Here is a 23,714-nt window from a genome sequence, read left to right as displayed (position 1 = left end):
CTCGCACAAAGATACGTTCAAGATGCGAACGGCGCAAATATATTTTCATAACAAAGCGCAAAAGTCGGCATTCCTTTATACCTTTGCATGGGTAAGCGGGGCATTGCTTGACAAGTTGAAAGGTAGACGACGCGACACGTTGACACGTTGGCAGTCTGAAAAACTATGAATTAACGCATTGACAAGTAATGCACTCTTACCCGTCAACCCGTTAACCCGTCACCCCGTAAACCCACAAATTCCGACCATGACAGCACAACAACTTGACCATATCACTGCTGAGGCCCTGCAACTGCTGCAGGGCCTTGTGGCCATACCCTCGGTGAGCCGCGATGAGACGGCTGCGGCCGACTTCCTGTATGACTATCTTGAACAGCGTGGTGCCAATCCGCAGCGCCACTACAACAACATTTGGTGCGAGCAACCCCTGCCCAAAGGCGACAAACCCACTTTGCTGCTCAATGCCCACATCGACACCGTGAAACCGGCCGCCACCTGGCAGCACAACCCATTTGTGCCCACGCTCGAGGGTGACCGCCTTTATGGCCTCGGCAGCAACGACTGCGGCGGGGGCCTTGTCACACTGCTGCACACCTTCCTTGCGCTGCGCCACACCGACTTGCCTTATCACCTGGTGTTCCTTGCTTCGGCAGAGGAGGAGGTGTCGGGCAAACAGGGCATTGAAGCTGTGCTGCCGCTGCTGCCGTCCATCGATGTGGGCCTCGTGGGTGAACCCACCGGCATGCAGGCCGCTGTGGCCGAAAAGGGCTTGATGGTGCTCGACTGCACCACGCACGGACGTTCGGGGCACGCCGCCCGCAACGAAGGCGACAATGCCCTTTACAAGGCACTGCCCTATGTGGAGTGGTTCGGCAACTACAAGTTTGAGAAAACCTCGCCGGTGCTCGGTCCGGTAAAGATGAGTGTGACCATGATAAATGCCGGCACGCAGCACAATGTGGTACCCGACACGTGCACTTTTGTGGTAGATGTGCGTCCCAACGAGTGTTACACCAACGAGCAGGTGCTCAGCATCATAGCCGCCCACACACAGGGGTGCGATGTGGTGCCGCGCTCCACCCGTCTGCATTCCTCGCACATATCGCTTGACCACCCCCTTGTGCGGGCAGCCATGCGCCTCGGCCGCGAACTGTTCGGTTCGCCCACATTGAGCGACCAGGCGCTGATGCGTTTCCCCTCGTTGAAGATGGGCCCCGGCCAGTCGTCGCGTTCGCACACGGCCGAGGAGTACATTTGTGTGAGCGAGTTGCGCGAGGCATTGCAGTTGTATGATGCCATGCTGCGTGGCGTTTGAAAAAGAAATTAAGTTGCCTGAAACGCGCTGCGAAAAAAACGCAAGCACTAATGGGGGCGACGCGTCTCGCGTCGGGATAATTAAAAGGAAAAATACAAGCTATACTAAATAATAGCTGCATCTTTTCCCGACGCGAGACGCGTCGCCCCCATTAGTGCTTGCGTTTAGAGCTAGCGTTTAGAGTTAGCGTTTGGAACTGGCATTTGGTGCTATTGCTTGGAGTTTGAAGAAACGCAAGCACTAATGGGGGCGACGCGTCTCGCGTCGGGAAAATTAAAAGGAAAGATACAAACTATACTAAATAATAGCTGAATCTTTTCCCGACGCGAGACGCGTCGCCCCCATTAGAGCTAGCGTTTAGAGCTAGCGTTTGGAACTGGCATTTGGTGCTAGTGTTTGGAGTTTGAAGAAACGCAAGCACTAATGGGGGCGACGCGTCTCGCGTCGGGATAATTAAAAGGAAAGATACAAGCTATACTAAATAAAAGCTGAATCTTTTCCCGACGCGAGACGCGTCGCCCCCATTAGAGCTAGCGTATAGAGCTAGCGTTTAGAGTTAGCGTTTGGAACTGGCATTTGGTGCTATTTTTTGGAGTTTGAAGAAACGCAAGCACTAATGGGGGCGACGCGTCTCGCGTCGGGAAAATTAAAAGGAAAGAAACAAGCTATACTAAATAATAGCTGAATCTTTTCCCGACGCGAGACGCGTCGCCCCCATTAGAGCTAGCGTTGAGCTAGCGTTTGGAACTGGCATTTGGTGCTAGTGCTTGCGTTATTTTGCAACGCGTTTCACACAACTGCGCAAAAGGGGCAGACCAATCATTATGGTCTGCCCCTTTTGCGTTAGATAGAGTATTTTCAGTAAGCAGAGTTTACTGCTCAGCAGGTGTGAAGGTGTCTTCGCCATTCAGCAGTGGGCCCACGCCATCGATGGCGTAAGTGATGCCGAAGGTGAACTTGCCGTCCTCGTACTTGCAGGTGCTACCCGAAGGAATGCCGTTTACAACACCATAGTTTTGGCCGTTCTGTTCAAGCTCGAAGCCGGTGCAGAACTTGGTCGACGAGGTGAGTGACACCTTGTTAGTCTTCTTGTTCCAGTTAAACGACAGGTAGTTGTCGGTTCTTGGAGCGGGTAATTGCATCTGTCCGAACACGTTGTACATGTTGATGCGGTATTCGGCGCGGCAGGGAGAGTATTCAAGCACAACGTAGTCGGGTACCTCAAAGTCGAATGCCGAGGTGTAGTAAGCACCCGTGCTTACCTCTTCCCAGTCGTCTACGTAGGTTGTCTTTTCGTGAGCAGCATAGTAGGTCTGTCCGTCAACGGTGGCGTATGTCTGCCCCTTTTCGTTGGTAGAGAGTTGGTACACCTTGTTGTCGGTAGTGGTGACGGCTGTGCCAAGTGCGTTCTTGGCAAATGTGCCGGTGGCAATCACTTCACCATTCTGCGACACGTCGGCCTTGCCGCTCATGTAGAGCGTGAGGTTCTGGCCATTGGCCAAAGCCCACATGCCGAGCATTGAGATGGTGTCGCTTTCAACCATGTTTACATAGTCCTGACGCTTGAGCGTTTCCTGACCATTGTTGTTGGTTGTTACGGTGTAGATGTAGGCCACAGCGCTCTTCATGTCGTTTTTGATGGCCATCTGCACACGTGCCTGTCCACCATAGAAAGAGTCGTCGTAATTGGCAGTAATCATACCCGTTTGCTTGTTGTAGCTCACCTTTCCGCCGCCAAGCACGTTGGCCTGTTCGGTTACGGGGTTGTATACTGTCACATCGCAAATGGTGTCGCCCTGCTCGTTGACGGTGAGGTTGAGCGTGTACTTGTTCGAGCCGTCAACAGTGTAGCTTGGTGCCCACTTGCCGAGTTCTATTTGTTCGGGGTAGCTTACTCCTGAAGCGCCGTCCTCAAATTCGTTGTTACACGAAACGAGAGCCGAACTCGCCAGCAGGCAAGCTGCCAATGTCTTTATGTTGAGTTTCATTGCTTTAGCGTTTTATGAAGCGTTATGTTGAATGTGTCTGTTACTCCCAGTTCTTTTGCAGGTTGGTGTTGGCCTGGGTGTCGTTCTGCGGCAGCTCCCACACAAAGTGCTTGTCGGTGGCAGGCACTTTGAGGTCGAGGTAGTTGGGGTCGTTGCGCAGGAAACCGTCGGTCAGGTGCTGAGCTGTCATGCGGCGGCAACCATCGCCCCAACGCTTGAGGCAGTCGAGGCGGAAGCCCTCGCCGCAGGTTTCGCGTGCCCATTCGTCCTTAATCTGGCTGAACAGTTGTGCGCCGCTCAGGTTGAGTAGTGCGGTGGCACCACGCTTTGAGCGCAAGTCGTTGAGGAAGCTCAAGCCGCTGCCGTCCTTCATGTACGATGCCTCAGCAGCAATCAGGTACATCTCGCCCACGCGCAGTTCCTTGGTCATGTTGTAGAATTCAGTCTGTGCCGAAGTCTTGACCAATGCGGGGTTGCCGGGGTACTTGTTGAAGATGACTACATTCTCGTCGGCGAGGTCGTTGGTTACAGCACCAGTGGCGGCAAAGTAGGTGTACTGGCGCATGTCGTTGGCCTCGTACAGGTCAATCAAGCCCTGTGTGGGTATGTAGTCGGGGCTGTAACCATTGTTGGCAGTGCTGAATGAAATGTAGGCATCGTATGAGTTGGTGCGCTCGTCCTTTGTCTGTACGGGCTGGAATATGATTTCAGAACCTTCGTCGTTCTTCCACATGTTTGCAAAGTCCTCAGCCGTGCTGCAAAGGGCGTACTTGCTGATGGTGCGCTGGGCGCAAGCAATGGCGTTGTCGTAGTCCTGACAGTTGAGGCTGATGCGCGCATCAAGTGCGTCGGCCGTGTTGTAGCTAATCAGCGAGTTGTCGGCGTTGTGCACGTCGTTCTCGCCCATCAGCAGTTTGGCCTGCTTGATGTCCTCCTTTATAAGGTCGTAAGTGGCCTTGAGCGAAGAGCGTGAGGGCTTGTGGTTCACATCGATGCTGGTGACGAGGGGCAGACCGAGGGTTTGGTCGGCAGTAGCCTTGTCGTATGCCTTGCAGAAACGGCGTGCCAGCTTGTCGTAAGCCAGTGCGCGTGCAAAGTAGGCGGCACCCTTGTAGTAGTTGCGGTCAGCCTCGTCCTGTGAGCCTTCCTCTACGCTGATTTTGTCGATGTTGTTGATGATGTTGTTGGCGTTTGAAATGACGCCGTAGCAGTTGGCCCACAAGCCATCGCCCATGCCTGAAGCACTTTCGAAGCTCCAGTCCTGAAGTTGGTAGATAGAGCTTGTGCTGTTGGCCGTTGTCATGTTGAAGAGGTCGGACTGCAAGTCGGGCTTTTCAGCATAGATACCGCCGCATATTAAGCGCACGGCAGACTTCAAGCCAATGTTGTAGTTGGCAGCATCGCTCAGCTTTTGCCATGTCTGGCCCGTAGGCAGACTTGTTTCGGGGTACTGGTCGAGCTCGCACGAGGTGAGGCCGCCCAAAGCAACCGCGCCAAACAACATGGCCTTAACTATATACTTGTTCATAATAGTAATGTCTATGTATTGTTAGTTGTGAAACTGATTGTGGTGTGTTAGAATGTCACCTCTACGCCGAGTGTGTACTGGCGTGTGCCGGGGAAGAAACCGAGTGCGAGGTAATTGTCGAGCTCAGGGTCGCCGCCTTTGTACTTGGTGATGGTGAAGATGTTGCGGCCAGTGAAGCTGAAGCGCACATTTTCAAAGAAGCGGGTAGCTGCCATCCAAGTCTTGGGCAGGTCGTAGGCCAGCGTGATGTTCTTCAAGCGCAGGAATGAAGCGTTCTGCAGAATGCGGGTGTCGAAACCGTCGACAGAGTAGTTCATGCCCGGCAGGTCGGTAATGTCACCCGGCTTTTTCCACACATTGAGCATGTCCTTGCTCTGGTTGAAGCCGCTCTTGGCATTGTTGGCTGATGTGGCATAGAAATAGTCGACGTTGACCATGTGCTTGCCCAATACGTAAGCAAAGTCGGCGTTCAAAGTCAGCCCCTTCCAACCAATGGTGAAGCCAAAGCCGCCGTTGTGTGAGGGTTGGTACTTCACGCCAGTGTCTTGATAGAGGTCGTCGCTGTAGGTCTTGGTCATGGTCTCGGGGTTGTACTCGTGTACAATGTCGCCCTTGTAGCCATTCTTGTACCACATGGGGGCACCGTCCTCCTTGTCAACACCGGCGTAGATTGGCATGTAGAAGTTGATGTCCTTGCCTTCCTCGTACTGTACGAGTGTACCGGGCAACGGCCACTTGCTCAGGCCATTGAACAACTCGTCCACCTTGGTTTTGTTGAAAGCATAGTTGGCGTATACGTTGGCAAAGAAGTCGCGGTTGCGCACAATGTCGTAGTTGACTTCCACCTCAAAACCGCGGTTGCTGATACCGCCCACGTTCATCAACTGGCTGGTGAAGCCGGTGGTATAGGGAAGGGGTACAGTCATGAGCATGTCCTTGGTCTTGCGGTTGTACCAGTTGAGGTCGATGTTCAAACGCTCAAAGAGTACGGCTGTCAGGCCCACGTTGGTCTGGATTTGCTTTTCCCAACCCAGCTTAGCGTTGCCCGGGCTGCTTATTACCCAGCCGCTCTCGCCGTCGTACTGTGTAGTACCGGTGGTGCTGATGCTGTTGTAGTTACCCACTTCAGAGTTACCCGTAGTACCTACGCTCACCTTGAGCTGCAAGTCGCTCAACCAGTGTTTGGCAGGCGTCATGAAAGCTTCGTCAGAAATGCGCCACATGGCACCGCCGCTCAAGAAGTTGGCAGCGCGGTTGTCGGCACCGAAGCGTGAGCTGCGGTCGTTACGCACGGTAAAGTTGACAAAGTAGCGGTTATTGAATGCGTAGTCGGCACGTCCGAAGAACGATAGGTACTCATACTTTGAGGCACTGTAGTAGCCAGCGGGTGAGTCGGCCGATGTGGCAGAACCAAGGTTCATCAGTCGCTTGTCGGTAATGCCTCGTCCCATCACGCCAAAGCCGCGTGACGAGCCTTTGATGCCTTCCTGGCCGAGCAGCAAGGTAACGTTGTGCTTGTCGGCAATGCTGAACTTGTATTCGGCCGTGTTGGTAATGGTCCACAGCGAAGAGCGTGCGTGGCCTTCGTAGGCCCAGGCTGAGGTGGCACCCGGTGTTTCGGGGTTCATGGCCTGAGTGCTGCGTGTGTCGGTGGCAAAGAGGCCGAGCTGCGACTTGAGGGTCATGCCCTTGAACGGTGTAATCTGTGCGTAGGCCACACCATTATATACAATGTCGTTGGTCTTGTATTTGCACATCTCGCGTTGCAGCCAGTTAAAGTCGTACTGCTGCGTAAAGTCGTAGATGTGCGTCTTCTTTGCGTTCTCTGAGTACGGATCCCAGTAAGGAGCGTACATAAAGGCACTAACCACGGGGTTTGAAGTGTCGTTTATAATGTCACCGCTGCCGCTGACGTAACCTTCGGTACGGCGGTCAGTGTAAATTACCGACTGCTTGAGTCCGAAGTTGAGCCAGCTCTTGGGCTTGGTTTCAAGGTTCGAACGCAGCGTGTAGCGGTTGAAGTGGCCCACACGGGTCAGGTTGTTTTGCTTCATGTACGATGCCGACACAAAGTAGGTGGTTGTTTCAGAACCGCCGCGCATGCTGAAGTCGGTGTTGTACATGGGGGCTGCATTGTCGAAGAAGTACTTCTGCCAGTCGGTATTGGCGCCATGCAGCTTGTAAGCCTGGTACTGGTTGGGGGTGATGATACCGTTTTCGAGCTGGAACTGCAGCAACTCGTCAGAGTTCATTTGGTTGCTGATTTTGCCAGCCAGCTGGCTCCAACCAATCTTTTGGCTCACGCTGATTTGGGCTTTCTCGCCAGAGCGGCCCCTTTTGGTGGTGATGTAGATTACACCATTGGCAGCACGCGAACCATAGATAGAGGTGGCCGAGGCGTCTTTCAGTGTAGTCACGCTCTCAATATCCTTGTCGTTGAGCATGGAGAGCATGCTGGTGCCGGCGGGTGAGCCATCAATAACAATCAAAGGAGTGCTTGAGGCGCCGAGCGAACCGATACCACGAATGGTGATAGAGGCATTGTTGACGTCGCCTGCATCGCCCGAATTGTTGAGCACCTGCAAACCGGCCACCTTGCCCTGGAGGGCGTCAGCCACGTTGGCTGTGGGGTTTTCGGCAATCTTTTCGCTGCCGACCTTCTGCACTGAACCTACCACAGTACCAACCTTCTTAGCTGTACCGTAACCAATCACTACGGCTTCGCTCAGTTCGTTGTCCTTCAATACCACCTGTACGTTGCCGGCCACGCTGACGGTGGCGGTGTTCATACCGATGTACGATACCAAGATCTTTTTGGCCGAGGCGGGCACGCCGCTCAGCTTAAAGTTACCATTGGCGTCGGTGGTGGTGATTACCTTGGTGCCCGGCACGCGCACTGTGGCACCCATCACGGGCTGGCCCTGTGCGTCGGTCACGTGTCCGGTCACAAGCTTCTGTGCCGAAGCTGTGGCTGCTGTCAAGAGCAGGCCGGCTCCCATGAGCACTAACTTTTTGTTCATATTGATAACCATTTAGTTAAACATTTCGTGTTGTTTCGGTGCGCGGCACCCTCGGTGTGCGCTTGCACAACTTGCGGCGCAAGTAGGGCAGGCGCCCGTTTGGCCCTGCCGGCATGCAGAGGTGCGAAGGGGCAGAGGTGCAGATAGCAAAGATGTCAAACGAATAGTGTTGCCGCGCGCACGCGAGCATTTATATATGCCCCATTGCAGAGGGGGTGTGACGCGTGCTGATTTTTATGCTTAGTTTGCTTTTATGCTGGTAATGCTTTTGGCGTAGTGCCAAGTCTGTTAAAAATTTGTCGCTATCCTTTGAACTATTGGCGTGGCAGTGCAAATAAATAATTATGCAGATGCAAAGCACGCGAATGCTGCAAAAGTAGGGCATAATTTCTGTTTGGCAAAGTTATTTCGCCCGTTTGTCGTAAAAAATTAACTTTTTGGTCTAAAAAGATTGCATTTTGATATCTGCGTTTCGCTTACACAAGCGATAATGATACGCGTTGCAAATACTAATATTTTAGCTTTATGAAATGTTTTTATGCAGGACACGCGTTCAAATTGACGTGCAAGGCATCATCAGCTGCGCACAATGGGCAGTCAGACTTCGTCAATGCGTCGCCGAATCACAAATGACGTAATTCACCGATTTTCGATATGCACTATGTGATGGCGCAGGAAAGTGATGAAGTAAAGAAAGAAACGCAAGCACTAATGGGGGCGACGCGTCCCGCGTCGGGCGTGTGTGTGAAATTATGAGGTTTGCCGCTAACGCGGAAAAACATAAGGATATAAGAACAAAAGAACATAAGAGCTTCATTTGCCCCCCACGCCGTCTGCCTACTTATAAATGAATGCGTGTGCTTTTACTGCCATCTTACACTTTTCGTGCGTAACAAGGTGATATACAGATGTTTCAAGAGTGTAAGATGACTTCAAAGTATCTTACACACCCCCTGCATACATCTTACACATCACACCCCGCTGCCTCGCTGCCGGTTTGGACGTATGCGGTGGGTTTTACGCCATAGGGACGTAGAAAAATTTGTCGGAGCAACAGACTTTTCTGTTCCCCTATGCCGTGATATCGCCCTCCCGTGCCTGTGTCGTGTGGCAGCATGTGGGGTGTGCAGGTTGCGTGGGTTGCGTGCAGTTTGTGCAGGTGGTAATGGTAGTATCTTATACTAAGTAAAGTATTGACAATCAATGAGTTGTAGCGTGCTAGTGTAAGATGTAAGATATTCGGTGTGTAAGATTGTAGTAGTATGGTAAAGGTACCGCTACCACTAAACGCAAGCCCAAAACGCTACCATTAAACGCAAGCACAAAACGTTATTATTAAACGCAAGCACAAAACGCAAGCACTAATGGGGGCGACGCGTCCCGCGTCGGGCATTAAGGCAAAGGTTTATTCAAGTTTCGGATTTGGACGGGAACGGCCTGAAAGGCCAAAAGCACCAAGCCCAGGGCAAGCGAAGCGACACCCTGGGTATCGCGTGTTGGAGCGGTCGCGCCCTGTAAGGGCAAAAGCTTTAAGACATGGCGCAGGTGTTGAACAAAATATACATGCGATGTCCCACTTTAAGACCGCTAAATCAGCTATCAAGTACTGAAGTTTCAGATTTAGCAAGGGCGGGCTGAAGGCCCAATGTTCTTCATAGCCCAGGGCAAGCGAAGCGGCACCCTGGGTTGATATGAACGCAAAAGTTACGCCCTGTAAGGGCAGAAGTAACAGAGCTTTTACTTTTGCCCTTACAGGGCGCGACTGCTCCAACACGCGATACCCAGGGTGCCGCTTCGCTTGCCCTGGGCTAAGTAAATACTTGGGCCTTCAGCCCGCCCTTGCTAATTCCGAAACTTGAATTATTAGCAGTAGTAGCGTTCGTATTTAACACCTTTCTCTATCCCGACGCGAGACGCGTCGCCCCCATTAGAGCTAGCGTTTGATGCTAGCGTTTAGTGCCAGCGTTTGGTGCTAGCGTTTGGTGCTAGTGTTTAGCGCTTGCCTTTGGTGTTAGCGTTTTTTGCAGTGCCTTTCAGGTAGTGCGAACATAAATCAGAAACTTCAATCACTAATACTTTAGCTTTATGAAATGTTATTATGCAGAACACGAGTTCAAATTGACGTGCGAGGCAGCATCAGCCGCGCACAAGGGGCAGCCCGTAAGGCTCGAATTGCGGTTTACGTCCGACGAAGTGAGAGCCCTTGTTGCGTGTGTGGCAAGCCTCATGCGCGCCAACTGCGGCCAGACCTTGGCAACTGGTGAGCCATTGCTGTTGCAGTTTACGCAACAATGTATCACCGCATACGCCGAGCGCGTAGGTATTGACCGCTCAGAAAGTTCGCTCCGCAAATACCGCATCACCTGCAAACACCTGCAAGGCTACATAACACAGTGCCGCCAGACAGCCGACGTGCCACTCAAGGCAGTCAATGCCGAGTTCTTTAACGGATTTGCACGCTATCTCATACACACCATGGCGTTCAGCGCCCAAACCGCGCGGCTTTACCTGTCGGCACTCCGCCACTTCTGCCGTATGGCCATGCGCAAGGGGCTGCTCACCTCGTGCGTGTGGCAGGGTGCGGAGTTGCCGCGTGTAGAGAAACGCCACTTTGCACTAACCCGCAATGAGCTTGACCTATTATCGGCACTCGATGTGCATGGTACAAGGGCACTTGCGCGCAACCTGTTTGTACTTTCAGCGCACACGGGGCTGGCCTATATCGACTTGAAACACCTGACCCCGCAGCACATTGAGCGCGACAGCAGCGGCGCATGGCTCACCATGCCACGTCACAAAACGGGGCAGCAGGCTGTGGTGCGACTCACTACCGCCACGCTCGCCCTGCTTGACAAACTGCCCAAACTGCAGCCCTGCGCTGCGGGCTGGCTGCAAGTACCCGACAACCGCACCATCAACCGCCACCTGCACGTCATGGGCCATGCGTTGCACCTGCGCCAGAGGCTGCACCTGCACGTGGCGAGTCACAACAAAATCTTTTATTGATTGAATATCAACGAATTAAGTATTTAAAAGAATGTAACTGCTAACGATTTAGAAACGAGCTATATTCTTTTTCTTTCACAACCTTGCAATATCCAAAGAACGCCTAAATTTGCGACAAAGATACGATATTTTTCTTAATATCCCATAATTTACAAGAAGAGAAATATGGAAATTAGGACTTTTTTACATGAAATCTCAAACTTGTGAACATAACCCCATCGCTAAATGAATAGCAAGTATTCCTGCTGATTTTATCACATCAGGGGTCAGTGTTGTTGATGACGACTCTACCATCAGCTCATATATACCTTTCCGACACAAGCATATCTTGTTTTCATTTGTACTCCGAGTGTGTACAGTTTCAAACCATGATTTACATTCTTATTATAAGAAAGTGAAGCCGTGACCATTTGTGTATTTTTGCCAAACTAACTCCAGTACATACAACAGATGTAAAAGATTTCTGCAAAATCGACCGAAATCATAAGAAAAAAACACCAAATCAGCAAATTTCTTAAAGATTATATCTGTTTATTAAGATTATTTTTGTATATTTGCAGCATTATTTTGGTGGTAAAGCCTATTGGCCTGCCACGTGACAATAGGACTTTACGGAGCAAGCCTATATCACAATTCTTCTCCGTAGTAACAGTCCGTTCTCTCTCTCACTGGTCTCTCCCTGCGCGGCAGAGGCATACGTTTTTATATTTTTCAAACACTCCAAATTGACAGCGCATGAGAAAGTTTACTTCTTTGTTACTGTTAGGCTTCGCTATCGGCAGTTTCGCGCAAACGCCCGGAGGAGTCAGCGGAAGCGAACTGTGGTTCAAGACTGCGCCATTGAACTCAGACCTGCAAGGTTATTACCGTTGGCAGGATTTCTCTGGGGATTCCATACGGCTGATGCTATTGGACAGCCGTGGCGTCAAGTCTGAACTTACTCTTCCGAACAGTTCAGTCCATTACTTCAACTTCAATCCGAGTCTCTGGCTCGCAGACGGATTCCGCAGCCTGAGTGCCAGCCTCAAGCACGGCGACCTCTCGCAGGCTACCGTCATCGGTGTCTTTTCACCGGAACTGGCAACCATCGGCAAGGATATGGTTGTCTATGCTCTTGACGGCCGCAAGGGGGACGGAGCCATTCTGAGCAAGGACAAAGCCGTAAGGGGTAGAGGTGTTGAACCACTGGACTATGGTTCAGCATCGGGTGAAGACCTGCTTTATCAATCAAGTGATTCTTTGTCCGAGAACGGTTTTAAGGAAAGCGCTCTGCGAGTTGTGTCCTACTTCAAGGTAAGCAATCCTTCAACAACATTGTGGGGAGACAACTCCAATACCACATTATTCATAGGAACACCTTCCACCTCGGGCAGTTTCGGTACGGATTTCCCGACCTCGCTCTTCGGTAATGCTTCCATCCGGGGATATGCCCCTGAGCTTGTTGTTTTCAGCAGGATGCTTACACCCGATGAGCGCAGAAAAGTGGAGAGCTATCTGGCGGTAAAGTACGGCATCACCCTCAAAGGCTCGTATCTTGACAGCGACGGAAACCTGACTTGGGACATGGCGGAGAACCAAGCCTACCACCATAGGGTCACAGCTGTTGGAACCGACATGGCAGGAAGTCTCTCCCAACCGCTTTCCGCAACATCATATGAGGAAAGTCCGGTGTATGCGGCCTTGAAGGAGAACGGAACCTATCATGACGCAAATCCATACAACCCTTCATCCGCTTCCCGTCTGCTTGTCATGGGACGTGAAAACGGCAATCCGATGCCGGACAGAGGCTTCACTTTCTGGGGCGACGATGATGCGGCACTTGCAACATATACCTCACCTACAGATTCCCTGTGGCATGTCATGAAACGTACATGGATGGTCAAGACCAACGTGCCGTCAAAGCCCGACAGTACAGTGGCAAGATGGACTGCGCAAGGACTTGAAGTGTCAAGGAATGGCTTTACTGACAATATCATCCAAGAGAAAGCCGCTTCCGGAGCTTATGCCACGACACCAGCCCTTGTTGGAGGTGGCGGTGCTTTTGAGTTCACCTGTCCGACAAGTCACCCGACTTTTGACGTTGGCTTCGGAAGCATCGGTGGCAGCACATGCAAGTATGGATTCCGGTTCACCAATGCTGGAGTTGTTTATCCGATCATCAACGGAGCGGTCTCAAATTCATACATCGCCACGGATGTTGACGGAACGGACATCTCCATCCGCAAGGAAGGCAAAAACATCTGCCTGCGTGTTGACGGAACAGGAAGTGCGACAAGAACCATATCCCTTTCGGATGCAACTGACACAGACACAAATGTGGGCATTATCCGAACGGAAGGAGCAGAGTCCGCCTTGAATATGGCAGGCTTGAGGACAGGAGGAATAGATGATGTCGGTTATATGGCAGAGTTGAGCTATGACCTCACACCTGACAGGGAGTTCTCAGACTATTGCCGCAAGCGTACCGTCATGCTCATAGACCCAAGCGGTGAAGGTGATTTCGACATCAACAGCAATAGCAACATAAGATGCTCCAAGCCTGATATGACAAGGGGCAAGACCATATTCCGCAATATCCTATGGGATGCAGACGGAAGCGGAAGCGATGTGTTCACATTCGCCTATTATGACGGCATTTCCTATGATGCCACTCCTACGCCGTCAAGTTGCGAGAATGGAGTTCCACGCAATGACGGGTATATCGACATCGGCATCAACATCGGTACACCAGTCTATTCCTATGTGCTCAGCGTTGACACCGTTGCAGGAAAAGTAAAAGGAGAAACCATTGCCAGAGGAACATTCTTCGGTGACACGCATAGAATCACGAATCTTGCCCCCGGCGCCTATGCGCTGTCCGTATCACAAGGTGGAGGCAACGAGATTTATGCCACTGGCAACGCACTCTACACCTCATACTCGCATGACACCAGGACCTATCTGTCTGGCGACATCTCATGGACGGTGAACGATACAAAATCAAACTACCGTGTGGGATTGGAGCCAAGCCTCACGGACGAGATCACCCAATATGGCTTCGACGTGCGGGGCGACAAGGCGCATATCATAACCGGTGGATATACAAGCCTAACCAAATATGTCACCATCAAGCCGGGCGATGTGCTCAGTGTTACAGTCCGCAATATGCAGGTCACATACAAGTTGAACGGACAGACCGTGCATCATGAATATGTCTGGTCACTTCGTGCATGGCGGTTCTGCATCAAGTACGGAAAGGGCGAGACACATATCACAGATCTTACCGTAAACGGTACGCCTGTGACCTCATTCACCACAAGGGGCAACGTGCAGATAGAAACACCCAAGAAGTGTACGACAACGATGACCGTCTATGTCGGCAGCGAGTGTGATGCAAGTATGCCTAACGGAACACAGGCAAGGGAGAACCATGTGGGCAGCTCGGACAGACAGGCTGACAATACCTCCATTTCTGGAGAAGACGAGGATTTCACTGTCAATGGCAACGGTTCTACGACAGGCATCTACGAGGCTAAACTCACACAGGACAAGCCTGCTGCAGCCACATTGATGGTATTTGACGTATCAGGCAAACTGGTAGTGTCACGCCAAATGACAGGCGAAAGCGTCAAGCAAGCCGACTTCAAGGTTCCCGCATCGGGTGTGTATGTCGTGAAGGCAATCTCCGAGAATGGGGAGCATACAAGGAAAATCTCAGTAAAGTAACTTAAAGGAAGATACGCATGAAGAATTATATACAGAAGGTGGCGTGGGCATTGGTTTTACTGCTTGCCGCCACACTGTCCCTTTCGGCAAAGGACGGGACAGCCGTGAGAAAACTCTTCAAGAAGGGTGTCTCTGACAGTATCTCCGTAGGAGGTAGCAAACTGGTCGTTCTTCAGAAAGACCTCATTCGGAACAGAAGCCTTTCCGTGAACTCTATCGGAGAGGAGAACGTTCCTGAGCTTGACTTTGCCATGACCAATGTCACGGCAGGAGGACAGGGCTACCGTTTTCTCCCTCACGGAACACACTTCACAGGCGAGGGTGCGACAGTCAAGATAAAGTATGACCGCACGAGAATACCAAGCGGCTATACCGAGGACGACATCCGTACCTATTACTACGACCCGGCCGAGAAGCATTGGGTTGCGTTGGAGCGTGTGCGTGTGGACAAGAAGGAAGAGTGTGTCGTTTCAAAGACGACCCACTTCACCGACATGATCAACGGTGTGATACAGGCCCCGGAGTCACCGCAGACCGAAGGCTTTGCCCCGACGATGATGAACGACATCAAGGCGGCAGACCCGACGGCGAAGCTCAATGTCATTGCGCCTCCAAGCGCAAACAACCGTGGCTCTGCCAACTTGCAGTATCCGTTCGAGATGCCGCCAGCACGAAACGGTATGCAGCCAAGCCTTGGCTTGCAGTACAGCAGCGAGGGCGGTAGCGGTTGGCTTGGCGAGGGTTGGAACGTCAGCGTGCCAAGCATTACGCTTGACACCCGGTGGGGCGTGCCTCGTTATGACCAGTCAAAAGAGACGGAGACTTATCTCTTGTCCGGTTCAATGCTCTCCACCATGGACGACAACGGACAGATGGGAGTCGCACACCGTGGCGAGAAGATGGACAGAAAGGCTGACCGCCAGTTCTACACCCGCCAAGGCGGTGATTTCAGCCGTATCATCCGCAAGGGTGACAGTCCTGCCAACTATTATTGGGAGGTTACAGACAAGCAGGGTGTCAAGTACATCTATGGTGGTGACGGAGCTGTTGTAAAGGGCAATGTCACCGATGCTTCGGGCAATACCCGTGAGGTGATTGCCGAATGGAAGCTGAAACGTGTCGAGGAACTCCACGGTGACTATATAGAATATGTGTATGACATCGTGGATGAGGATGTGCGTGGCGGCTTGAAGGCCAAGGCTGCATATCTGAAGGAGGTTCACGCAGGTAATGCAGGACAGGAACCGCACACCGTTGTACTCTTTGAAGGCAACAAGATAAAGCAGGTAAAGACCAACAATGCCCGCTATGGATTCCTCGCCTCCTCCAACAAGCTGTTGGAGAAAGTGACCGTGAATTTCCAGGGCGAGACCCTGCGCAGCTATGCCTTTGACTACAAGGAAGGTGCATTCCACAAGGAAATGCTCACAGGTGTCAGACAGTATGACAACACAGGAAAGGAAGTGGCTTTCCAGAACTTCGACTATTATGATGATGTGCAGGCTGAAAAGGGATATGTTCCGTTCAAGGACGATTCCGAGAAATGGAACACGCACGATGACGGACTTGACGCAGGTTTCGTCAATCCATTGAAGACTGTCAGCAAGCGCTTCAGCGACAAGCCAACTGCACTTGGCGGAACGACAAGTTCTTCTGTAAGCGGTTCGTTCTATGCAGGTGTGGGACCTTGGGACGGAAGCAAATGGAAAGGCAATACAATAGGAGGTTCTTACAGCTACTCCAGCGATACCAGCAAGGGACTTTCCGCATTCGTTGACTTGAACGGTGACGGACTTCCTGACAAGGTATATAAGTCTGGTGGTTCCGTATATTATCGTCCACAGGTCAAGACTGACAACGGAGAAGTAGTATATGGTGAGCCTGTCAAGGTAAAGGGTATCAGTAACTTCTCGACAACCAAAAGTTCTACGAACTCTTTCGGTGCGAAAGCCGTTGTCGGTTGGAATGTTCTGACTGCCGTTGTCGGAACGGACAAGTCAACCACTAAGACAAAGACCACTCAGTATTTCAGCGACATCAACGGTGACGGACTTGTTGACCTCGTTTCCAATGGCAAGGTATATTTCAACCATTTGGAGTTTGATCAGTCTGGCAATGCCGTGCCTACGTTTACATTGAGCAGTGCCGACACGCCAAGCCCAATCATCTATGGTGGCAAGGTTGACACTTCTGTCATGGAGGTCAGTAAGGATGAGCAGGCGGAAGCCATCAAGAACTCACCGATGGAGGATATTGTGCGTGTATGGCAGGCTCCTAAGGACGGAACAGTAAGCGTGGCAGGTCAAGTAAGCCTTGTCGCTCCTACTGGAGACTATGACGCTGACGAATACCAAAAAGCAGACGGCGTAAGAGTTGCTATCCAAAAGGGTGGCAATGAGCTTTGGAACAAGACTATTGCAAAGGGCGACGGCAGTTCTTATGCCGCTGCAGTCTCTTCTGTTGCCGTCAAGCGAGGTGACAGAATCTATTTCCGTGTACAGTCGGGTTCCGAGGAAACAAGCAACGGCTCATTTGACAAGGTGAACTGGTCGCCTACCATTACATACGCTGGCGAATCTAATGTTTTGCCTAACGGGCTTTCTTCAACAGAGTACAAGCCTGAGGATGGTGCCATCTATGATGTGAACACCTCTGCCAATGTGGAGAATGGTTCAAGTGTTGAAGTTCACAGTGCCTTCCACAAGCCTGTAACAACCGACGATGTTGTTCTCAGCATCATCGGCAGCAATGAAAAGAAAGACAGTGACGGAAACGACAACCCGAACTATATCGAGAAGACGGTCTTTGCTCGTACACTGAAGGCTAATGAGACTTTCAATGGCGATTCACTCAACATCAGTCTGGAGAATACTGAAAAGCTGACCAACTTCAGCTTTGAGATTTCATCCACCTCAAATGTTGATTGGAAGAATATCGGTTGGCAAGCGTCTGTAACTTACAAGGATTCTGCCAATGTTGAGCAGACCATGTCAGTTCCTGCACATTACAAGACTTTCGCAAATGCCTTGGCAGAGGGCAAGCCATACTTGACCACTGCGACTGATACCGTTTTGGTCGTGTCACCAGTACTTATCCTTTCTGACAATTCCATCAATGGACAGGTTACTTTGACCGCCAAGACAGAGGATGCACTTGTTGGCAAGAAGTCTTTCAATATCGAGAATGGCATCTTGAAAGCCGATACTCTGCGATTTGCAACTACTGCAGGAAAGAACATCTGGTTTGAATACAGCTATCCGGCAGCAATCTCTAATGAAACTGTTACTTCAGCCTCTGTTTCCATTCTGAAAGATGCGGCAGGTCTCGTAACAGAGAATGTGCTTGCTGGATTCTATGCAGAGAATGACAATCTTGGCTTCGGTATGCTTTACCGTGGCTGGGGAGGTTTTGTTTATAACTCGGCAGAGGGCAGATATGCAAAGCCTATTGACGAGTCATTGCTGAAATTGCCTGAGAACGAGGATGATAAGGTTGATCCGCTCACGATGGCATTCACCCCATTGGGTACAGACCAGACTTCTATGGACAAGTGGGTCGGTCAGCGACAGGACATCTATCTTACTGCAACCGAGGCAAGTACAGCCCGACTGACCGAGCAGGATGTTCTTCTCTCCAATCCGTTGGAGAACGATACCGAGGTAGCAGGACTTGCAGGTGAGTATTTGCAAGGTACTGGTGCTGCGGCAGTAAGCCAAGTGATGTCCAGCAAGAGCACGGTAGTGCAAGGCGGTGCGCTTGGTATCACACACAACGATGCGAGCGGTAATGCCAAGACAGAGGTCACCATGATGGACATGAATGGTGATGGTTTCCCGGACATCATCGCTGGTGGTACGATTCAATACACCAACTCTCTTGGTGGACTGAGTGGCGAAATCTACAAGGGTATCGGAGCTAATAACTCTGACAATGCTTCTGAAGCATGGGGATATGGCGGCAATCCAGTAGCTTCTGTGTCTGGCATTACAAAACTTATCTCAGGAAGCAAGTCTTCCGCACAGAACCAACAGAGTTCATGGCTGGCTCAATTCTCCATTTCCGGCAGTGCGCCAAAGAATACGGATGAAGCTGTAGAATCGTTCATAGATATCAATGGCGATGGACTACCAGACAAGATTCTTTCCGACAAGAAAGTAAGATTAAATCTGGGCTATGCCTTTACTGAACCTATTGATTGGGGACTTGACCGCATACAGAGTGGTAAGAGCCTTTCTTATAATATTGGCGCAGGTGGCGATGTAAGTCATGACTGGGGAAAATTTGAAGATGAGAAATACCAAGGTATAAACAAGGCCTCTGGTAGTTTCTCAGCAGGTTTCGGTCTCGTAACCTCTGAAAGCGAAGAGGAGTATAATCTTATCGACATCAATTCTGACGGTCTTCCTGACAAGGTATGGAAGAATGGTGACGGTATCACTGTTGCCCTCAATACAGGCAATGGCTTTGACGAGCCTATCAGTTGGAAGGGTGCAAGTGCGCTTAGTGAATCAGCCTCTACATCAGAGTCTGCAAACGCAGCGTTCACTTTGACCATCAACATTCCTGTTATAAGCATCAAGATTTCAACCAACCCTGGTGCTTCCACCTCACATAGCATCAACCGCCCTACCTATTCATTGCAGGATGTTGATGGTGACGGTTATCTTGACATCGTTGAGTCTGAGAAGGAAAGCGAGTTGAAGGTTACACGCTCTGCCATTGGCAGGACAAACATGTTGAAGTCAGTCACCAATTCCTTGGGCGGAACTTTCACATTGGACTATGCCCACACCACTCCGACCTACGGCCTTCCTGGTGGCAAGTGGGTAATGTCTGCCTTGACGATTGACGACGGAATCCATGACGATGGTCCAGTCATGACAACCGCCTTTGAGTATAAGGACGGAAAGCGTGACCGCCATGAGCGTGAGTTCCTCGGTTTCGGTGAGGTTATCACCAAGAACCTCGACACGGAGAATGGCAATTCTGTTTACAGACAGGCTGTTGAGAACTACGATGTTGCCAACTACTACACGCAGGGCAATGTTACTGCTACTTCCGTGGAGGATGCCAACGGCAACAAATACACGGAGACAAAGAATCGCTACGACAGTTACTATCTGACTGCCGACGGTGACAAGTACACGTTCGCAAAGCGTGACGTGAACCTTTGGAGTGACCGTGCATCTGCATTCGTACCTCTCCGCTATACGGCAAACTTGCAGTATGAGGGAGCGGCAAACGGTGTGGTTACATCCGAGGCATGGAATGAGTACTACCTCAATGGCTATCATGGTGAGTTGAAGTCCTACAAGTACAGCGACAAGGGAAACCTTGGCGAGGACGGAAACGGAAAGTTTGACTATGCAACCGCCATTAAATACACGGACAATGCAGCGAAGCATATCTTCGGACTTCCAATAGATGTTACGGTGACTGGCGGTGACGGCTCGCTTTACCACCATGTGACGGCAAAGTACAACACCAACTATGCCAACCACATCACCCAGATTACGCAGCAGTTGAATGACGGTGCGGCAGTTACTGATTACAAGTACGACTCTTACGGCAACATCATCCAGAAGACCCTCCCTGCCAACGGCAAGGGACAGCGCATGTGGTACAAGTACCGCTATGAGCCGGAAATGAACATGTATGTGGAGCGTATTGACGATGCGTGGGGTTACCGCAGCGAGCAAGGCAACTTCGACTATCGTTATGGCATTGCCAAGGAGCATCGTGACCTCAACAACTTCTACTACGAGACTGATGTAGATGACCTCGGTCGCATTACTGGCGTGCGTGGTCCAAATGAGTTGGCTACGGGCGTGCCTTATGCCATCGCCTTTGAGTATCAGCCATTGGCTACCTTTGGTGAGAGTGGCATTACCGCTCCTGCTTACGCAGTGACCAAGCACTACGACATCCAGCACCCTAACGACGACTTGGAGACCGTTACGTTCGTTGACGGTTTCGGAAGAGCCGTGCAGGTGAAGAAGGACGGTGTTGTGACAAGTGCATCCAAGGGATACTCTGCCAAGGACGAGAACGTGATGATAGTCAGCGGAAGAAACGTGTATGACGCTTTCGGACGTGTGGCAAAGGCTTTCTATCCTACAACGGAAGGAACCGGATCGAAGTCCACATTCAGCAAGTCATTTGACAATGTTTCTCCAACGGTTACTGTTTATGACGTGCTCGACCGTGCCACCTCAGTGACATTGCCGGACAACTCTACGACAACTACGGCATATACAGTTGACAATAGCAGTCATACTCTCGTTACAACCGTAACGGATGCGCTTCATAATGTGCAGGCTACCCATACCAATGGCAGTGGCAAGACCTTGAAGACCATCCAGAAGAGCGGTCCTGACGGTGAGATTACCACCTCGTTTGAGTATGACGGCATACAGCGACTTGTTCGTGTCACCGACACGGAGGGCAATGTAACGGCCTCTACTTACGACATGGGTGACCGCCGTACTGAGGTGAACCATCCTGCAAGCGGCATCACAAGTTTCACTTACGATGCGCTCGGCAATGTGCTGACTAAGCAGACTGCCAACCTTGCAAAGGAAGGCAAGTTCATCACCTATGATTACGACTATCAGCGTCTGACAGGCATCAACTATCCTGACCACCCGGAGAACAATGTGAAGTATTACTATGGTGGTCGCAACGCTTCTCAGAACCGCATCGGTCGCTTGATGCTCCGTGAGGACGGAACGGGTGCCATTGAGTATTTCTATGGCAAGATGGGCAAGGTGACGAAGACCCGCCGCACGATGATTGTGCCTAACCAGGCGATTGCAACATACGTTACGCAGTGGACATACGACAGTCATAACCGTCTGTTGGAGATGATTTATCCAGACGAGGAGAAGATTACCTATTCTTACAACCTCGGCGGTCAGCTTGAAAAGGTGCATGGCTATAAGTCTTACGGCTACGACTATGTGAGCAAGATCGGCTATGACAAGTTTGAGCAGCGCACATATTTGAAGTATTGCAACGGTGCGGAGACTTTCTACACCTATGATCCTCAGCGCCGCAGATTGCAGAACCTCACCGTGAACAGTGGTGGCAATACCATCATGGACAATGCCTACACTTACGATGCGGTGAGCAATGTGCTCAGCGTGGTGAATGGTGCGTCAGTGCCACAGAGTGGCAAGGCTGGTGGACAGATGGCGCATAACTATACTTACGATGCCCTCTATCGTCTTGTTAGTGCAACTGGTACATATACAGGTGCAGACAACAAGACCGCAAGCTACACTCTTGCGATGGGTTACGACAACATGCACCGTATCACATCGAAGCGTCAGATTCTCACGCAGAACAATGTGCAGTTCAACGGTACGTTGAATGCAGGTTATGATTTGTCATACACCTATGGAACAGAGACAGGCAAGAAGTTCCAGCTTGCACATGTGACAGATGTAAATTATCGCACGGAGGAAACGCCTTCGGAGAGTGAGAATGTGAACAACAATCATGCTTATGAGTATGATGCTAACGGTAATCTTGTTTATGTCAACACAAGCCGTACAAAGAAGGACGGTGTGACTGACGAGAAAACCGCAGAGCGCAAACTCAAGTGGGATGAGGAGAACCGCCTCCTTGCCTCTGACGATAACGGCTTTGTAACCAATTATTGGTATGATGCTGATGGTGAGCGCACAGTGAAAACATCTGGCGAAAGTGACCAAGTGTATGTAAATTCCGAGTTTGCAGGAGGTCGCACGAACACAGCCAAGTTCTCTTTGTATGTAAGTCCATATTTGGTTGCCAACCAAGGCGGACGCTACACCAAGCACATCTACATTGGTAGTCAGCGTGTCGTTTCCAAGATTGGTGACTTCGACTCTTACGGTTCGGACCCACGCCGCATCCAGTATGCAGGCAGTGAGACCGATGGCTTGTCTGTTGATTATAAAGTTAAATATACTCAGCAGTTGCAGGTTATCAAGGATAATTATGCAACCTTTGCAGTGCCGTACAATGGCGAGGACAATAACGACTATGTCGATGGCAAGGGCTTCTGCTGCAATGACGGCAGCTTGGAGGCTGCTCAGATACGAGCTTTAGCGAGAGCTGCAAAGAATAACTTCCAAGAAGGCGATACATACGAGAAGATGCAGTTCTACTATCACCCAGACCACTTGGGTAGCAGTAGTTACATCACCAACCTTGAAGGCGATGTGGTGCAACACATTGAGTATGTTCCTTTCGGTGAAGTGTTCATTGAGGAGCGCAACAATATTTGGAATACGCCTTATCTTTTCAATGCGAAGGAATTCGACGAGGAGACGGGATTGTATTACTATGGGGCGAGGTACTATGAACCGAGGTTGAGCATTTGGCTGGGAACAGACCCTAAGCAAGATAAGTATCCTAATATTCATAGTTATTGCTTTAGTCTCAACAACCCAATCAAAATTATTGACCCTAACGGACAGGATTCTTATCTGATTATTTGGGCATCACAACCTGATGCTTATGGGCATGCGGCCTTTGGTGTTGACAATTATACTTGGAGTACTAAAGAGAAAAAATATGTACCAGATGGGACAATCACAGTCTATGGACTATTCCCAATTAGTTCGTATTCTCCTGAACAAGCGAGACATGATGAGCGTGTTAGAGGTCTATTTTTAATAGATACGAAAGTAACTATGAAAGAAATGAAAACTAATAATTTCAATAGTGGTGAAAATAGTAATCCTGATGGAATTATTAAGATTTCAACTAATTATCAAACAGATAAAAGAGCAAAAAAGGCATTACAAAATGAAATTAAGTTAAATAAAGGCTACAAAGGTATGTCTCGTAATTGCTCTACTTTCGCAAGAGAAGGTGTGAGAGCTGTTTCAGATAAAGAAATTAAAGGTGAAGAGTCTTTCTTAGGAAAGAGTTATGTAACTCCAAATAAATTATTTGAAGATACAAAAATGCTTCCTAACACGGATGTCTTAGTTGATCCAGGTCAAAAAACTAAGTATGAGTTTAAAAGTGTAATTAAAGCAGTTATAAAACATGCTATGAAACCATAGGGATTTAAAAATATATTCTCTACATAGGTTTTATACCTTGTAGAGAATATATTAATTACACCTAAGCGAATTTCCACAAGTAAAAGGCTCTAC

The 23,714-nt window shown here is 50.3% G+C and carries 7 protein-coding genes; 4 read left to right on the top strand and 3 right to left on the bottom strand.

Annotated elements, in window-relative coordinates; translation table 11 throughout:
* The first annotated feature begins 247 nt into the window (after nucleotides 1–247).
* Nucleotides 248–1,315, top strand: a complete 1,068-nt coding sequence (locus BQ5453_RS00595; protein WP_071121698.1) for a M20 family metallo-hydrolase — start codon at nucleotides 248–250, stop codon at nucleotides 1,313–1,315.
* Nucleotides 1,316–2,187: 872 nt separating this feature from the next.
* Here BQ5453_RS00595 and BQ5453_RS00590 read toward each other — a convergent pair.
* The 3 genes from BQ5453_RS00590 to BQ5453_RS00580 are packed head-to-tail and all read right to left on the bottom strand — an operon-like array spanning nucleotide 2,188 to nucleotide 7,851.
* Nucleotides 2,188–3,303, bottom strand: a complete 1,116-nt coding sequence (locus BQ5453_RS00590; protein ID WP_071121697.1) for a hypothetical protein — start codon at nucleotides 3,301–3,303, stop codon at nucleotides 2,188–2,190.
* 40 nt (nucleotides 3,304–3,343) lie between these two features.
* Nucleotides 3,344–4,831, bottom strand: coding sequence for a RagB/SusD family nutrient uptake outer membrane protein (locus BQ5453_RS00585; protein ID WP_071121696.1), 1,488 nt, complete (start codon nucleotides 4,829–4,831; stop codon nucleotides 3,344–3,346).
* 47 nt (nucleotides 4,832–4,878) lie between these two features.
* Entirely contained in the window at nucleotides 4,879–7,851 is a 2,973-nt protein-coding gene (locus tag BQ5453_RS00580; protein ID WP_071121738.1) for a SusC/RagA family TonB-linked outer membrane protein, read from the bottom strand.
* Nucleotides 7,852–9,936: 2,085 nt separating this feature from the next.
* Here BQ5453_RS00580 and BQ5453_RS00575 point away from each other — a divergent pair.
* The 3 genes from BQ5453_RS00575 to BQ5453_RS00565 all read left to right on the top strand — a co-directional run bounded on the left by BQ5453_RS00575 (nucleotide 9,937) and on the right by BQ5453_RS00565 (nucleotide 23,621).
* The gene (locus tag BQ5453_RS00575; protein ID WP_071121695.1) at nucleotides 9,937–10,857 is read left to right on the top strand and encodes a tyrosine-type recombinase/integrase; all 921 of its coding nucleotides are present in this window, start codon (nucleotides 9,937–9,939) and stop codon (nucleotides 10,855–10,857) included.
* 735 nt (nucleotides 10,858–11,592) lie between these two features.
* Nucleotides 11,593–14,562 carry a T9SS type A sorting domain-containing protein gene (locus BQ5453_RS00570; protein ID WP_071121694.1) on the top strand — a complete coding sequence of 990 codons (2,970 nt, stop codon included), beginning with the start codon at nucleotides 11,593–11,595 and terminating at the stop codon, nucleotides 14,560–14,562.
* A 17-nt stretch (nucleotides 14,563–14,579) separates the two neighbouring features.
* A complete protein-coding gene (locus BQ5453_RS00565; protein WP_083361068.1) occupies nucleotides 14,580–23,621 on the top strand; it encodes a toxin TcdB middle/N-terminal domain-containing protein in 9,042 nt (3,013 codons plus the stop codon).
* Nucleotides 23,622–23,714: the final 93 nt, after the last annotated feature.

The organism is Prevotellamassilia timonensis (assembly GCF_900106785.1).
In the GTDB taxonomy this organism is placed as follows: Bacteria; Bacteroidota; Bacteroidia; order Bacteroidales; family Bacteroidaceae; genus Alloprevotella; species Alloprevotella timonensis.
Note: the sequence above shows the minus strand (reverse complement) of the source record. Positions and strands in the feature narration are given on the sequence as shown.

Coding starts and splice junctions, on each gene's coding strand:
- BQ5453_RS00595 (WP_071121698.1), top strand. CDS start 248: ATGACAGCACAACAACTTGACCATATCACTGCTGAGGCCCTGCAACTG.
- BQ5453_RS00585 (WP_071121696.1), bottom strand. CDS start 4,831: ATGAACAAGTATATAGTTAAGGCCATGTTGTTTGGCGCGGTTGCTTTG.
- BQ5453_RS00590 (WP_071121697.1), bottom strand. CDS start 3,303: ATGAAACTCAACATAAAGACATTGGCAGCTTGCCTGCTGGCGAGTTCG.
- BQ5453_RS00575 (WP_071121695.1), top strand. CDS start 9,937: ATGAAATGTTATTATGCAGAACACGAGTTCAAATTGACGTGCGAGGCA.
- BQ5453_RS00565 (WP_083361068.1), top strand. CDS start 14,580: ATGAAGAATTATATACAGAAGGTGGCGTGGGCATTGGTTTTACTGCTT.
- BQ5453_RS00570 (WP_071121694.1), top strand. CDS start 11,593: ATGAGAAAGTTTACTTCTTTGTTACTGTTAGGCTTCGCTATCGGCAGT.
- BQ5453_RS00580 (WP_071121738.1), bottom strand. CDS start 7,851: ATGAACAAAAAGTTAGTGCTCATGGGAGCCGGCCTGCTCTTGACAGCA.